The 15,936-nt window shown below is 49.6% G+C and carries 14 protein-coding genes; 6 read left to right on the top strand and 8 right to left on the bottom strand.

The annotated features are described in order from the left end of the window. Positions 1-22 precede the first annotated feature (22 nt). Both P1U47_RS03850 and P1U47_RS03845 read right to left on the bottom strand, forming a co-directional pair. Positions 23-730 carry a glutathione S-transferase family protein gene (locus tag P1U47_RS03850; RefSeq protein ID WP_301027256.1) on the bottom strand — a complete coding sequence of 236 codons (708 nt, stop codon included), beginning with the start codon at positions 728-730 and terminating at the stop codon, positions 23-25. A 22-nt stretch (positions 731-752) separates the two neighbouring features. Beyond that, positions 753-1,928 carry an acyl-CoA dehydrogenase family protein gene (locus P1U47_RS03845; protein ID WP_301027255.1) on the bottom strand — a complete coding sequence of 392 codons (1,176 nt, stop codon included), beginning with the start codon at positions 1,926-1,928 and terminating at the stop codon, positions 753-755. A gap of 347 nt (positions 1,929-2,275) precedes the next feature. On the opposite strand from P1U47_RS03845, the gene P1U47_RS03840 reads away from it, so the two are divergent. From P1U47_RS03840 to P1U47_RS17565, 4 genes are all read left to right on the top strand, one after another. Further along, entirely contained in the window at positions 2,276-2,680 is a 405-nt protein-coding gene (locus tag P1U47_RS03840) for a SirB2 family protein (RefSeq protein ID WP_301027254.1), read from the top strand. A gap of 271 nt (positions 2,681-2,951) precedes the next feature. Further along, entirely contained in the window at positions 2,952-3,191 is a 240-nt protein-coding gene (locus P1U47_RS03835; protein WP_301027252.1) for a FeoA family protein, read from the top strand. After that, the gene (locus tag P1U47_RS03830) at positions 3,188-5,050 is read left to right on the top strand and encodes a ferrous iron transporter B (RefSeq protein ID WP_301027251.1); all 1,863 of its coding nucleotides are present in this window, start codon (positions 3,188-3,190) and stop codon (positions 5,048-5,050) included. The genes P1U47_RS03835 and P1U47_RS03830 overlap by 4 nt, the downstream gene beginning before the upstream one ends. A 10-nt stretch (positions 5,051-5,060) precedes the next feature. Then, positions 5,061-5,390, top strand: a complete 330-nt coding sequence (locus P1U47_RS17565; RefSeq protein WP_366943112.1) for a DUF6587 family protein — start codon at positions 5,061-5,063, stop codon at positions 5,388-5,390. 181 nt (positions 5,391-5,571) lie between these two features. On the opposite strand, the gene P1U47_RS03825 is transcribed toward P1U47_RS17565, so the two are convergent. Continuing rightward, the gene (locus P1U47_RS03825; protein WP_301027249.1) at positions 5,572-6,210 is read right to left on the bottom strand and encodes a TetR family transcriptional regulator; all 639 of its coding nucleotides are present in this window, start codon (positions 6,208-6,210) and stop codon (positions 5,572-5,574) included. Positions 6,211-6,543: 333 nt separating this feature from the next. Between P1U47_RS03825 and P1U47_RS03820 the strand changes: the two genes are divergently transcribed. Continuing rightward, complete coding sequence (locus tag P1U47_RS03820; RefSeq protein WP_301027248.1) at positions 6,544-6,957, top strand: nuclear transport factor 2 family protein; 414 nt, start codon at positions 6,544-6,546, stop codon at positions 6,955-6,957. A 50-nt stretch (positions 6,958-7,007) separates the two neighbouring features. Beyond that, complete coding sequence (locus P1U47_RS03815) at positions 7,008-8,966, top strand: acetoacetate--CoA ligase (protein ID WP_301027247.1); 1,959 nt, start codon at positions 7,008-7,010, stop codon at positions 8,964-8,966. Between the two features lie 128 nt (positions 8,967-9,094). Here P1U47_RS03815 and lpdA read toward each other — a convergent pair whose 3' ends face one another. The 5 genes from lpdA to aceE form a co-directional block, all read right to left on the bottom strand. Beyond that, the gene (gene lpdA, locus P1U47_RS03810) at positions 9,095-10,858 is read right to left on the bottom strand and encodes a dihydrolipoyl dehydrogenase (protein ID WP_301027246.1); all 1,764 of its coding nucleotides are present in this window, start codon (positions 10,856-10,858) and stop codon (positions 9,095-9,097) included. An 11-nt stretch (positions 10,859-10,869) separates the two neighbouring features. Next, positions 10,870-12,204, bottom strand: a complete 1,335-nt coding sequence (gene aceF / locus P1U47_RS03805) for a dihydrolipoyllysine-residue acetyltransferase (protein WP_301027245.1) — start codon at positions 12,202-12,204, stop codon at positions 10,870-10,872. A gap of 1 nt (position 12,205) precedes the next feature. After that, positions 12,206-13,069 (bottom strand): hypothetical protein, encoded by an 864-nt coding sequence (locus tag P1U47_RS03800; protein WP_301027244.1) that lies wholly within the window; start codon positions 13,067-13,069, stop codon positions 12,206-12,208. Positions 13,070-13,094: 25 nt separating this feature from the next. Beyond that, the gene (locus P1U47_RS03795) at positions 13,095-13,970 is read right to left on the bottom strand and encodes an IS982 family transposase (RefSeq protein ID WP_301027243.1); all 876 of its coding nucleotides are present in this window, start codon (positions 13,968-13,970) and stop codon (positions 13,095-13,097) included. Positions 13,971-14,052: 82 nt separating this feature from the next. Continuing rightward, on the bottom strand, positions 14,053-15,873 hold the full coding sequence (gene aceE, locus P1U47_RS03790) for a pyruvate dehydrogenase (acetyl-transferring), homodimeric type (protein WP_301027242.1): 1,821 nt from the start codon (positions 15,871-15,873) through the stop codon (positions 14,053-14,055). Between the last annotated feature and the right edge of the window lie 63 nt (positions 15,874-15,936).

Here is a 15,936-nt window from a genome sequence, read left to right as displayed (position 1 = left end):
TTTTTACAATGCGTTAAAGGTATTAGCCAAATAAATTGGGGACGTTTTCGAAGGGGTATGGCGTAGGCGAAAATAGCGACTGCTCTTTGCCTATCGGCTCCACTTTTTGAAACGCTGGCCGCGCACTCATGCGCTGATAATAGTCCAACACCTGCGGTTCATAGAATTGTGACAAGCCCAAGCCATCACCCAAATAAAGGGCAAACACCACCGCAATATCGGCGACGGTAAAGCGCTCATCGCAGAGGAACTCTCGACCAACAATATGACTATTAAGACGTTTAAGCCGCGCCAAAAACCATTTGTAATAGTCTTCTACCACCTGGGGCTGGCGGCGCTCCGGCGGCTCTAACTGGGAGTAGCGCAGCACCAGCGTTTGCGGAAAGGTTAAGGTGGCATCGCTGTGAAACAGCCAGTTTAAATAATCGCCGTATTCGGGGTGATCGGCTTTTAAACCAAAATCATAGCGCTGGTAGCGCTCAACCAAATACAAGCCAATCGCCGAAGACTCGGTCATGTGGGTGTCGCCGTCGACAAAATACGGCACTGTACCCAGTGAATTAAGCTCTAAAAATTCTCGCGCAAACATGCGGGGCGGAAATGGCAAGGTCTCTAGTTCATAATCTATACCCATTTCTTCTAGCGCCCACAGGGCACGTAGTGAACGGGAAGTGTAGCAATGCCACAACTTTGGTCGCTGTTTGCTTTGTAGATGATTGTGTTCGCTCATTGTTTATCCTTTTTATATTGGCTTACAGGCCGTACTGCCGGGCGGCAAGATCGCGCATAATTTCTTCAGAACCGCCACCAATCGCGTTAACTCGCACTTCGCGATAAAACCGCTCAACCCGATTACCCCGCAGATAGCTAGCGCCGCCAAGGATTTGACTCGCCTCGCGGGCGCAAAACTCCATGGTCTCGCTGGCCTGTACTTTCGCCATGGCCAAATCACCCGGATCACAGCGGCCTTCAATATAGGCTTGGGTAAGGTACTGCAAATAGGTCTGGGTGGCGTTGATGCGCTGTTTCATGCTGGCAATTTTATGGCGAATAACTTGATGATCGGCCAAACGCTTACCAAAGGTCTTGCGCTGTTGCGCCCACGTTACCGCGTCTTCTAGGCAAGCGCGCGCCGCAGCTTCCATGGTAACCGCCAAGCTTAAACGCTCGGGGTTGAAGTTTGTCATAATCACCCAGAAGCCCTTGCCCTCTTCACCCAGTAAATTGCCTACCGGCACCCGCACATTGTCAAAATACAGACTGCCGGTATCGGCGCAGCACCAACCCTGCTTACGATCTAAGGGCGTGCGCCCCACTCCAGGCAAATCGGTGGGAATCAGTAGCATCGACACGCCTTTACCACCTTCGCCACCGGTGCGCACGGCAGTCGACACCCAATCTGCATTCATGGCGCCAGAGATAAAGGTTTTACTGCCGTTCACAATATAGTGGTCGCCGTCGCGCACCGCGGTGGTGGTAATATTCGCAACATCCGAACCACCCGAGGGCTCGGTAATCCCCAGCGAAATTCGCTTTTCCCCCGCCAATACCGGCGGCACCACCAACTGCTTAATTTCATCGCTGCCGTAATTTAATACCGGCGGCAAACCGATGCCGTGAATCAGTAAATTACTCACCAAGCCTCCCGCCGATCCCGCGCGGGTAAACTCCTCACTTACAATATTCATATGCCACTGATCAATGCCCTCGGAGATACCGCCGTATTGCTCGGGGTAGCTGAGCTGCAATACACCGATCTCGGCGGCCTTAGCCCACAAACTGGCGGGTATCTGCCCCGCCTCTTCCCAATCGTTCAAAAATGGCTCTACCTCGCGGCTTAGCCACCTGCGCAACTGGGTGCGCCATTCTTCGTGCTCGGGACGTAAATAGGGGTTGTGCAGACGCGCACTGTCAAAACTCAGGGACATTGCCAATACCTATTGGGTTAAAAACAAGTACCGCTCAGTCTAGCTGGATTAAGGATATTGGCTTGGGCAATAGCGCCACTAAGTCGGGCATTCACGCCAGATTGATGACTTTACTTGACAGCTTGGCAATGCTTTACCGCATTTTGATTAATGCCGTAAGAACATCGTCCACTGACGCCGCCCTGCGTTCGACTGTTACACTCAGCGTAGAGATGATCACCTGTAAAGCAGCACGAACAGCTCCACAGAATTATTTACAGGCTCCGTTATGGTTTCTGCATTAAAATCATCGACCGCATTCGCTCTGTAGGAACATAATTAAACTATACGACGAGACGCAAACAGCCATGATTGAATTCTACCCACAGATCAAACTACTACATATCGCCACCGTTTTACTCTCTGGTGGCGTGTTTACGTTTCGCGGTTTGCTAATGGTTGCCAGATCCGCCCAAAGTAATCACCCAGCGCTCTCGCGGCTGTCTTACATTAACGACAGTATTCTGCTCACAACCGGTTTATTACTCATGAAAATGACACATCAGTATCCAGTTTCACATAACTGGCTGAGCGTAAAATTGAGTATGCTAATCATTTATATCGTACTGGGCGTATATGCCTTGCGTGCAGGCCGCACCCATTCCCAGCAAATTATTGCGTTTATCGCCGCCCTAAGTAGCTACTTGTTAATAATATCCATAGCGCGCGCCCACCATCCACTCGGTATTTTTGCAACTGGAAACCTATTTTAGCCATGACAGCACCGCCCCTACTGACTCAAGCATTTTGAGGGCTCTTCCAATTGCTGCGCGTTATGACGCTGTTCGTATTATCGTCTACTTAGCCGGTCTATCTGGCATCCTGCCTCTTAGGCGCGCTACCCTCTGGTATTCCCAAAAAGTCGAATAAGCCCAATACTAAGGTTGACGAATACACACCTAGACACAATATATCCGTAGTAACTCGCTATCATAGGGAATATAATGAGACCCATTCTCATTAGCGGCCAGTTGCAGCTTTATTATGAACTTATCCGAGCTACCAAAAGGCGGTCAAGCAATCGTAGTCTCAGTACGAAATAGCCGTGAGCTAGACCCTATCGCGCATCGCATGCGTGAATTGGGTTTTGTGGTTGACGCCCCAGTAAAAATTTTAGCTAGGGGTCTTTTCAAAGATTCTCCTTTGGTTGTCCGCGTTGGCAACACTCGCTTTGCTCTACGAAAGAAAGAGGCAGAGCGCATTCAAATTAAAGAAGTAATATGAGCCGCACCCCAAATCAAGTTCATCGCGTAGCTTTAGTCGGAAACCCCAATTGCGGGAAAACTGCGCTATTCAACCTGCTCACTGGTAGTAAGCAAAAAGTAGCCAATTACGCCGGCGTCACCGTTGAGCGCAAAGAAGGTTACTGTCGAATCAACGAAGACCTTAGCTTTCAGGTACTAGACTTACCCGGCGCCTACAGCCTATCTGCTACCAGTCCTGACGAGGCCGTTACTCGCGATGTGTTACAAGGGATCTACAAAGGCGAGGCGCAGCCTGAGCTCATTGTTTGTGTAATTGATGCAACCAATCTAAGACTACACTTGCGCTTTGTGCTTGAGCTGGCCGACCTAGGTCGGCCAATGATAATAGCCCTAAACATGATGGACAGCGCTCGCAAACAAAACATTCATATAGATACCATCGGCCTAACTAAAGCGCTGGGCATACCTATATTAGAAACCATAGCAACTCAGCGCGACGGTGCCGCTAATTTACTAGCACAGCTAGCACAGCAGCACTGGCCAACACCGGCGCACAGCAATAATCTCAATATTGAAGCCCGCTATGAACACGTCAATACTCTTATGGCGCGTTACGTTTCGCAAAATAGCACACACAAGCATCGTGGTTTCGATGACCAATTAGACGGCATTCTCCTTCACCCTATCACTGGCCTAATTGTTCTTTCCTTTATCTTATTTTTCATGTTCCAAGCGGTATTTTCGTGGGCGGCCCCATTAATGGATGGCATAACCGCAGGCGTCAATTTATTTGGAAACTTAGTCACAGCGCCAATCCCAGTGGAATCAGCGCTCTACAGTTTAGTGAATGACGGCATAATTGCAGGGCTGGGCAATGTATTAATATTTCTACCGCAAATATTAATTCTGTTCCTGTTCATTCTTTTCTTAGAAGAATCTGGCTACCTCCCCCGCGCAGCATACCTCATGGACAGAATAATGTTTCGCGCTGGGCTCACCGGCCGCGCATTTATTCCGTTACTGTCGAGCTTTGCCTGTGCCGTACCTGGCATAATGGCAACTCGGAGTATTCAAGACCCACGCGATAGATTAACGACCATACTCGTTGCCCCCTTAATGACCTGCTCAGCTAGGCTCCCTGTTTACACACTTTTAATTTCGGCATTTATTCCCCGCCAGCAAGTAGCGGGGTTATTTAATCTTCAAGGATTAGTGCTATTTACCCTGTATATAGCCGGCATTTTAAGCGCTTTAGTAGTGGCGTTTAGTATGAAATGGGTAAAGCGAGATAAAAGCGAGCATGCCTTTTTAATGGAATTGCCCGCTTATCGCATCCCTAAGGTTCGGGATTTAGGCATTGGTCTATTGCACCGAAGTAATATATTTTTAAAACGCGTTGGCGGAATCATCTTTTCACTCACCGTTCTGCTGTGGGCATTTTGCACGTTTCCTAGCGCTCCCGCAGACTACATGGGCGCCGCTATCGACTACAGTATTGCCGGTCGCTTAGGCCATATGATGTCAGTTATTTTTGAACCCATTGGGTTTAACTGGCAAATATGCATTGCTTTAATACCAGGCATGGCTGCCCGCGAAGTTGCTGTATCTGCACTGGCCACGGTGTATGCAATGTCGGGCAGCAACGAAATGGTCAACCAACAACTAACCGAGTTAATTGCCCAACAATGGACACTACCTACCGCGCTATCGCTGCTTGCGTGGTTCGTATTTGCCCCGCAGTGTATCTCCACCTTGGCCGTTATTCGGCGCGAAACTAACTCTTGGCGAGTGATGGGCTTTGCCACTTTTTATCTGTTTGCATTAGCCTATCTCGCTTCATTTCTTGTTTTTCAATTAAGCACAAGCTTGCTGAGCTAAGAAGGCATTTATGTATTGGAATATTGCCCAAATTGTCATCATTAGTGTGCTGCTGGCAATTAGCCTATTAGTAGCACTAAGCCATGCATTTCCCCGCCGAAAGGCCATTTATTATCAACACATCACAACAGCACTACTGCAACCCAAACGGTCCAACGCGCTCCAATGGCTAGGCAGGCTATTATCAAATCGAGCAAAGACCAGTAGCTGTGCAAGTAATGGCTGCAGCAGTTGCCAAGGTTGCGCAACGCAGTTATCAAATAGACCGACAACAAACACTGCTGCACCCACAACGGAAACGACCTCCACCATAGTCATGCTCTGCACCCCTATTGACTAGGGAGATTAGCAGGGTGACTAGGCGGCCGCGATTCGCTAAAGCGCAACTTAAGACCATGTTCATTCGCTAACAGGAAAAACCAAAAACTAAAAAGCGAGGAAAACCACGAGCGACGCGCTGCCCCAGAATATTAAGCACAACAGCGTTTAATATTACGGGGCTATAGTAAAAAAGTGGAATACTAGACGAACACAATATCGAAGATAAACGCGATGGTGTGGTAGATTTCGGTTTCGGAGAATACCTGACGCCCTGTAAGCAATTCGATCTCGCCGTGAAGCGTAAAGGTGGTTCCCGCCGCACCGATAATATAATAGTAAAGACGGCTGGGGTCGCAATCACGCACCGTGCCATGCTGCTGGCCTTGACGAATACAGTTCACAACCATTTCAAAATGATCACGCAAAAATTCATCAACAATCCAATTTATTCTTGGGGTATCCTGCGTGCTCGCCATCGTTAAAATGCGATGCACTTCTGGACGCTCTGCCGACATTCTCACAAACCGCTCTATAAAGCGCTGCAAGCTTACCTCGGCAGGTTGGTTTTCATTGCTTTTAAACAATTCAACAATAGAGCGGCTATAGGCACCCACCGTCGCGGTCATGGTCTCCCGCCACAAAGCATCTTTAGTGTTGAAATGATAGAGAACTAATGGGTGAGTAGTGTCTGCAGCGCGTGCCACGCTGCGAACTGAGGTGCCCTCAAAACCGAATTGACTAAAGTGCTGCAAAGCCACATCAATGATTTTTTGTCGAAGGTGCTCACTTCTACTCGTGCCGCCGCGCAAAGCAGCGACTTGGGCTTGAGCTTTTGCCATTGGAATACCAGATTATTGAATGCTACGGACTAAGAGACGCAGTATATACCTTGTCGACATAGTAGCGTCTCCGAGCGCAGGTCTCAAGTGCGCGGCCTAGCGGCCACGATCAAACTACTGGCAAAGTCTATGGCCAACTCCACGCCATGTAATACCCAAAGTATGCGCAAAGCAGTACCTAAGACACCTGAAATTTCACGCAATGAACACAGTTATGCAGAATAAGATCACAACATTATTGACCACATGGTAAGTTTATGTAATTCTCGCCATCGGCGCTGGGAATTAAAAGCGACCCCATGGCAATTTTTATAAAATAACAGGGCTAATAAAATGAATATGCCGGTAGCTGATTTGCAGTCAAAAATCACAGAAATCGCCCGCCACATCGACAGTGGCAACGCGAGCCGAGCGGCGGACTATTTTGCAGAAAAAAGCACATTACAATTCTCTGGCCACGCCCCAAATCAGGGGGTAATTGAAGGTTTAAGCGCTATTCGATCTTTTTTTCAGCAACGCCAAGACAATGAAAAATTATTGACTAGGCATTTAATTAGCAATCTTCGGATTACGTCTACAGATGCCAATTGCTTTAGGTTGGATTACATATACAACGTTTATCGAGGTCAGTTAGGTCATGCCCTTCCCGACGAAAACTTTGTCTGCGATGTAAGCGACGTTTTCCAACAAGAAGATCAGGATTGGAAAATCATTCAGCGTGAAGTTGCCGTTATTTTTAAACGCTAAAAAATTCGATCTGCAATCAGCTATTTATACTATTACCGCAGGGCAAATACATGAGCACCGAAAAGAGCCTCTTATTATGGCGTCCGTCCCCCAGCCAAATAAAAAGCAGTCACTTAGCTAAATTTCAAACTGCACTGGCCGCTCAAACCGGATTAAACTTCCCAGATTATAATGCGCTACATCAATGGACCATTGAAAACATTAGTGAGTTTTGGCTGGCCGTGTGGCGTTACTGCGGGGTTATAGCAAGCTCACAACCTGAATATGCGTTGGATGAAACTAGGGCTATTTGGGAGGCTACGTGGTTTGACGGCGCAAAACTTAATTTTGCAGAAAATGTGCTTCGCTATAATGATAATCGCTTGGCCCTTGTCGCAATTACTGAGGACGGGCAGCGCCAAACTATTACCTACGCTGAACTTTATGAACAGGTTAAAGCCTTCGCGGCCGGCTTGCGCCACGTTGGCGTTCGCAGCGGCGACCGCGTTGGCGGCATTTTAGCCAATACGCAAGAGGCTGTTGTGGCCATGCTCGCCAGCAGTAGCCTTGGCGCAGTTTGGACCTGCTGTTCTCCTGATTTTGGTAAAGACGGCATTCTCGACCGCTTTAGCCAAACCCAGCCAAAGGTTCTCATTGGCTGCAACGAGTATCAATATAATGGCAAAGTCCACGCTTGTCTCGACAAGATCAAATCAGTAGCCGATGCTTTGCCGTCGGTCACAACGGTTATCTATACCCGCGATGTCGACTTTCCAGATGAGACGCGCGCCTACGCAAGCTACAGCGTTAGCAGCTTTAGTCAATTATCAAAATCGCCGCTCGTGTTCGCCCAGCTGCCTTTTGACCACCCGCTCTACATACTCTATTCGTCGGGCACAACTGGCAAGCCAAAATGCATCGTACACGGTGCTGGTGGCACCTTAATACAACACCTTAAGGAATACGTCCTGCATTATGATGTTGACCGCAAGGACAGCTTTTTCTACTTCACCACAACCGGCTGGACGATGTGGAATATATTGGCCAGCGCGCTGCTTACGGGCTGTAAAGTTGTGCTGTATGACGGCTCGCCATTTTTTCCTGAAGCCGATCGACTGATCAATCTTATTGATGAAGAAAGCATTAGTGTATTTGGCGTTAGCGCTAAATATCTCAGCGCCATTGAAAAAGCCAATTTAAAACCCCGCAATTCGCATTCATTAGAAAGTTTGCGAATGATACTGTCTACCGGCTCGCCACTCGCACGCGAGAGCTATGAATACGTGTATCGCGACCTCAAATCAGAACTGTGCTTGGGCTCCATTTGTGGCGGCACCGACATAATATCTGCTTTCATTGAAGCCACTTACACGCTGCCGGTTTATGCGGGCCAGTTGCAGTGCAAAGGTTTGGGAATGGCGGTAGAAATATGGGATGACCAAGCTAATCCTATCGTTGAGCAGAAGGGTGAACTGGTCTGTAAGTACGCGTTTCCGTCGCGACCAATTTACTTTTGGGATGACGACAACAAACAGCGCTATCGTAAATCTTATTTTGACCGATTTGCTAATGTCTGGGCGCAGGGCGATTTTGGTGAGCAAACAGCTGAGGATGGCTTTGTTATTTATGGCCGCAGTGATGCGGTGCTAAACCCCGGCGGCGTGCGTATAGGCACCGCTGAAATATATCGCCAAATTGAACCCTTCGACGAAATTCTCGATAGCGTTTGCGTGGGGCAAGAATGGCAAGGCGACGTGAGAGTGATCTTGTTTGTAGTGCTGCGAGACGGCCTAAAACTTGACGACAATCTTAATCAGAAAATAAAAATTGAAATACGCCGCAATACCACGCCGCGGCATGTTCCCGCCAAAGTCATCCAGGTTACCGACATCCCGCGCACTATCAGTGGCAAAAACGTGGAAATTGCGGTGCGCGATACCATTCATGGCCGCGCTGTAAAAAATACAGAATCACTCGCAAATCCCGACGCCTTGCAACAGTACGTCGATATTCCAGAGTTGAGCCAGTGATTGCAGGGCTGAGTCCTTTACGCATGGGCATATTAGTGACCACAGACAGCCCTGACAAATCTCGGTTACGCATTCATTGCGCTGTAAATGACAGGATAGAAATAGTATTAACCGAAAAGCGTTTGGCCTTAATGCCTTACAGGAGGAAGGTCGGTACAGATTCCGTGTGCCGCTTCCGCCGCTAGACCAACACTTTCACCCAAGGTTGGATGCGGGTGAATGGTTTTAGCAATATCCACTTGGTCCGCACCCATTTCTATCGCCAAAGCCACTTCGCTAATAAGGTCACCCGCACCAGTGCCAACAATGCCACCACCCACAATTTGACCGGTTTCAGCATCGAACAGCAGCTTGGTAAAACCCTCGTCACGGCCATTAGCAATGGCGCGTCCCGACGCTCGCCAGGGGAAGAGACCTTTCTTATACTGGCGATTCTCTGCTTTCGCCTGGGCTTCGCTTAGGCCCACCCACGCAATTTCTGGGTTGGTGTACGCAACGCTGGGAATTACACGGGGCTCAAATGCCGCGCGCGTCAACCGCGCATCGGCAATCAGCTCACCCACTGCCACTTCAGCAGCGACGTGGGCTTCGTGTACGGCTTTGTGCGCCAACATGGGCTGACCAACGATATCGCCGACCGCAAATATATGCGGCACATTGGTTCGCATTTGCCGATCCACCGAAATAAAGCCGCGCTCGTCAACGGCGACGCCAGCGTGCTCGGCACCGATGCGTTTACCATTGGGCTCACGCCCCACGGCCTCAAGCACCAAGTCGTACATTTGCGGTTCACTTGGGGCATTGGCGCCGGCAAACGCTACGCGAATACCTTGACTCGTAGCCTCTGCACTAACGGTGCGAGTGCCGAGCATAAGCTTATCGAAGCGGGCGCTATTGTATTTTTGCCACACGTTCACTAAGTCACGATCTGCGCTAGGTATCAGGCTATCAATCATTTCGACAACATCAATACGCGCGCCAAGAGCAGCGTAAACCGTGGCCATTTCAAGGCCAATAATACCGCCACCAATTATAAGCATGCGCTTGGGCACCAAGGGCAATTCAAGCGCCCCTGTCGAATCGATAATACGCGGATCATCAGGTAAAAACGGCAGCCGCTGCGCTTGAGAACCAGCAGCGATAATTGCGCGCTTAAAATGCACCACCCGCCCTTTCTCACCATCGTTCACTTGCAGCCGCTGACTATCAATGAAATATGCGTTTCCATTGAGCACGCTAACACCACGCATATTAGCCATAGCAGCTAGGCCGCCGGTTAGCTTACCCACAACCGCTTCTTTGTGGCTGCGCAATTTGGTTAGGTCCACCGCTGGTGCAGCGAAGTTCACGCCAACGCCTGCAAAATGTTTGGTCTCGTCCATCACCGCGGCAACATGCAACAACGCCTTTGAGGGAATGCAACCAACGTTTAGGCATACCCCACCCAAGCTTGCGTAGCGCTCAACCATAACCACCTTAGCGCCAAGGTCGGCAGCGCGAAACGCTGCGGAGTAACCACCAGGGCCAGCACCTAATACTAGAACATCACACCAAATTTCATCAGCTTGACTAGAGCGAATCGAAGCGCCAGATCCTGTTTGCGGTACTAGATCAGGCGCAGATGTCTTAGTGGCGATTGTTTGGGCGGCCTCAGCTTGCACTGAATTTTTTAGTACCGCAATCAAGGCGCCTGCGCTGACTTTATCACCTATCTTTACGGTGAGTTCGCCAACTACCCCAGCCCTAGGTGAGGGAATTTCCATAGTCGCCTTGTCGGTTTCTAGGGTAATTAAGCCCTGCTCAGCCTCAACGTGATCGCCCATACTCACCAATATCTCAATGACCTCAACGCCGTTGGCGCCACCAATATCGGGGACTCTAATTTCTATCATTGTGCAATTCCCTATAACAAAACTCGGCGAAAATCAGCTAATACCGCAGCGAGATACGCGTTAAAGCGCCCCGCCATGGCGCCATCAACCGCGCGGTGATCCCAGCTAAGACTGAGCGGTAATATCAACCGCGGTTCGGCCTCGCGACCGTTCCAAATCATTTGATAACGGGATTTAGACACGCCTAAAATGGCCACTTCGGGGGCATTAATTATGGGGGTAAAATAGGTGCCGCCAATGCCACCCAGCGAAGAGATAGAGAAACAACCGCCACTCATTTCCGCCGCGCTCAACTTGCCGTCGCGGGCCTTTGCCGACAAGGCGCTCATTTCGGCGGCAATCTCCAAAATGCCCTTTTTGTCAGCGTCGCGGATTACCGGCACCACCAAACCGTTGGGGGTGTCGGCAGCAAAGCCAATATGGTAATAACTCTTTAAAATGAGGTCGTCGCCGTCGAGGCTAGCATTAAAATCTGGGAACTGTTTAAGCGCCGCCACACAAGTCTTAATAAGCAGTGCAAGCAGAGTCACCTTGGTGCCGGTTTTGGCTTTTTCCTGCTCTTTATTAAGCTGCACGCGAAAAGCTTCAAGCTCAGTGATATCTGCATCTTCGTGATTGGTAACATGCGGAATACTCACCCAGTTACGATGCAAATTTGCGCCGCTGATCTTGCGAATGCGCGACAGCGGCCGACGCTCGACTGGGCCAAACTTGGCAAAGTCCACCTGCGGCCACGGCAAGATATTGGCAAGCGCGCCGCTGCCAACCACCGGCCCACCCGAAGCGATGGCGCTGAGCTGTGATTTCACAAAGCTTTGCACATCGGCGAGGGTAATTCGGCCCTTACTTGCACTGCCCTGCACTTGGCTTAAATCGACACCAAGTTCCCTTGCCAGTGCGCGAACCGATGGCGATGCGTAGAGCAAATTTGTTTCGGCAAGTTGCGATGGCGAAGTTGCTAGTTTTGCGGGTGTGGGCGTGGGTGCCACAGCGCTTGCGGTCGCCCTTAGCGCTGTAACCGCAGAAATAGGCGCCGCGTCAGCGTTCTCTATTTTCGCTACGCGAGCCTCGACGTTCTCCTGCGCAGAAACTGTGAGCTCGGTCGACGCGGCGTCCAACACCACAATTAAACTCCCTTCGCTAACGGTGTCACCCTCGCAAACCTTTAGCTCTTTAATCACCCCCGCCTGCGGCGAGGGAATTTCCATGGTTGCTTTATCTGTTTCCAGTGTAATGAGGCCTTGATCGACCGCAACTGTATCGCCAACCTTCACCAGCACTTCAATAACTTCCACATTCGCAGTGCCACCAATATCCGGCACTTTCACTTCCAGCACATTACTCATATCACACCTCCCACGACGGCGAGGCATCAACATCAATGCCATAGCGAGCAATGGCCTGCGCACAAACATCTGCCGCAATATCACCGCGCTGTACCAAAGTGTGCAATGCCGACAACACTATATGGTAGCGATCAACTTCGAAGAAACCACGCAGCGCGGCGCGGGTATCACTGCGACCAAAACCATCAGTTCCCAATACCGTGTAGCTAGGCTCAATGTAAGAAGCAATCATCTGTGGCAGAGCACGCACATAATCGGTGGCTACAATCACCGGCGCTTCACCGCGCAAACACTCAGTTACATAGCTTCGGCGCTGAGTGTCTTGGGGATGAAGACGGTTGCTGCGCTCAATGCCCTGCGCCTCACGTGCTAACTCAGTAAAACTGGTTACGCTCCAAACCTCACTTTCAATTTGCCAATCGTCGGCAAGCAACTGCCCGGCGGCGATCACTTCCAATAAGATGGTTCCGGCCCCTAACAGACGAACTTTACCTTGCGCGTCGTCAACATCTTGCAGCGCATAGCGGTACATACCCTTAAGTACGGCATCCTCAACTCCAGCAGGCAAACTCGGCTGTGCGTAATTTTCATTCATCACGGTGATGTAATAAAAAACATCTTCGTCTTCTTCCATCATACGGCGAGTGCCGTGATCCAAAATAACAGCGAGTTCACCCGCAAAAGCGGGATCGTAAGCGCGGCAATTTGGCACTGTTGACGCAATTAAGTGGCTGTGGCCATCTTGGTGCTGCAAGCCTTCGCCGCCCAAGGTTGTTTTGCCCGCAGTGGCGCCCATTAAAAAGCCACGGGCGCGCTGATCGGCTGCCGCCCAAATGAGATCGCCAATACGCTGAAACCCAAACATTGAGTAGTAAATACCCGTGGTGCATTTAGGAAATGACCACTTTCAGGTTGTTTAATTTATTCCCTTCACGTTGGTTGAACCATTGAATTAATGTGAGGGACGCTATCTTTGTCACAATTCTGCGCGAAATACCCTTGAACGATTTTGCATAATTCCGCCGTATCATGAACTGGTCACAAAGTTGTGAAAACAATGTTTCGATCCGCTTTCTGGCTTTACGATATTTAGCCGGAAAGTCTCTAAACTCTTTCTGGTTCTTTCGCATCGGTGTTTGCAAATTGATACAACTTGATGAAAATAAATCTGCTTGCCAAACTCTGCTCAAATACCCTTTATCGCCAATCAAAACACAATTGTTTAACTGGCCTTCAATATCGTTTAGGTAATGGATGTCATGAACCGAAGCCTTTGATATATCGTACATTTTTAACACGCCACTCGGTGAGCAAACCGCGTGTAACTTATAGCCAAAGTAGCGCATATTTTGTGCTGCACAAAAACCAAAATCTGGCGAGCTAGATTCAAATTCTTGGCAAATTTTACTGCGATTAGATCGACTCATTTTACACACTTCCAATGGCATGCTATCGACAATATTTATATCGTTATCAACATCTAATCGCGTGACAATAGCGCTTCTGATTTCTTCTAATTTAAAACTCAACCTTCGCGCTCTTCTGTTATAAACGGAGCGCTCAATTTTCCCATTGATGCACGCAGGCAGCTGTTTGAACAAAAAGTGTTCTGAATCAATGCCCAGTGTTTCAGCTGCAAGACTGAGCGCGAGTAGCTCCTTATCGCTTAGCTTAGGTGTTCTGATTTGATTCAAAAAATTATCGGCTGGCTCAATTTCGTGCAAAAGAGACAGAATTTTGCTATAAACGCTGTGTAAGTTACTCATCTCGTTACCATTTTTCTCGTAAACTAATGATAACCTCTTTATGAGGGTGAGTAACTTACCTCCTTCCTAAATGCACCACGGGTTAGTAAATATAAAACGGTAGCATTCGGATACCATGCACCGAATAGCTGGTGGCCGCAGCCACCCACGAGCTGATTGCCCCAGCTTCGCTAATACCTTCTTCAAGAATCTGGCCATCCTTTGCTTCGCGATAACTGAGAATAGAACCGATATCCTCCGGTTCATAGCACTGCCCTGCACTGGAATAAATGCCTACCTGCTTAAAGAGATTCGCCATACCAAAGGTGCGGGCTTCATCGGCCACAATAGGCACCACGCGCTTGCCAAGCTGCTTGTCTTTTAACAAATTGGTCATCATGCGCACAAAGGCCATGGTGGTAGACATTTCTTTGCCATCTGCCTGCAGCGCAAAGCCGCCGTAAACTGATAGCGCGGGCACCGCCACAGGGTCGGCAACAGAAATACGGCTCGGCATATAGCCGCCAAGTATTTGACGATGCTCGTGCAAATAGCGCATTTCGGGGCTGTTTTTCTCGGGCTTGTAAAAACTTAAGTTCGCTGCATCGTCGTCGGACAACGGCAGGTTAGAACGATTGCGAAAATCGATTAAGGCCTCGCGATCTAGTTTTTTCTGTTGATGGGTCGTCATCTTGCCTTGGCCTGCCTCGCCCATGCCAAAGCCTTTTTTAGTCTGGGCAAGAATAACGGTCGGCTTACCACTGTGGCGCACGGCCGCGTCGTAGGCGGCATATATTTTCACTAAATCGTGACCGCCACGCTTGAGGCGATCAATTTGTTCGTCGCTTAGGCCTTGCGCCAATTTTGCCAGTGCTTCATTTTGACCAAAGAAATGATCACGATTATAACGTCCATCTTTTGCCGCAAAGGTCTGAAACTGACCGTCCACAGTGTGTGAAAAGGCATCGACCAAGGCGCCGTCTTTATCGCGGGCAAATAAGCCGTCCCAATCCGAGCCCCAAACTAATTTTATTACGTTCCAGCCAGCACCGGTGAACAAGGCTTCGAGCTCGTCAATAATACGGCCATTACCGCGAACGGGCCCATCGAGGCGCTGCAAATTGCAATTAACCACCCAAACCAAATTATCGAGACCTTCCCTTGCGGCAAGTGTTAGCGCCGACATACTCTCGGGTTCGTCCATTTCGCCATCGCCAAATACCCCCCAAACTTTGCGCTCTGTCGTATCCAGCAAGCCGCGATGCATTAGGTAGCGCATAAATCGCGCTTGGTAGATTGAACTGATCGGGCCGATCCCCATAGACCCCGTTGGAAATTGCCAAAAATCGGGCATTAGCCATGGATGAGGGTAGCTGCACAAACCCCGAGTGCCGCTTGGACCGGCGCCAACCTCTTGCCGGTAATGGGCAAGATCGGCTTCTTCTAGGCGGCCTTCCAAAAATGCTCGGGCATACACACCCGGCGCGGAATGCGGCTGGTAGAACACAAGGTCGCCACCAACGGTATCTGTGCGAGCGTGAAAAAAGTGGTTAAAGCCAACCTCAAACAAATCAGCGGCACTGGCGTAGCTGGCAATATGGCCGCCCAATTCGCCGTAGGCCTTATTGGCCCGCGCCACCATTGCCAGCGCATTCCAACGCATAATCGACACAAGCTTTTCTTCAACGGCAAGGTCGCCTGGAAATACCGGCTGCTGATCAACCACTACCGTATTCACATAAGGCGTACCCCGCGCTGGTTGCCAGCCTATAGCAGGGTCGCGAGCCATGGCCGTAATGGCATCAAGTACCTGCCGCGCGCGCTCGGAGCCACCGCGCGCCACAAGCCCCACAAACGCTTCACGCCATTCAGTCAGTTCAATTGGGTCAAAATCGCTATGCTCAGGCTGGGTAATACTGTTCATTTCATCCGCCATATCGTCAGTTCATCCTGACAACTATGGTAGTGGATACAAGGCAGTTTTTTT

Origin of the sequence: Zhongshania sp., assembly GCF_029212375.1 — a bacterium.
Classification (GTDB): domain Bacteria; phylum Pseudomonadota; class Gammaproteobacteria; order Pseudomonadales; family Spongiibacteraceae; genus Spongiibacter.
Note: the sequence above shows the minus strand (reverse complement) of the source record. Positions and strands in the feature narration are given on the sequence as shown.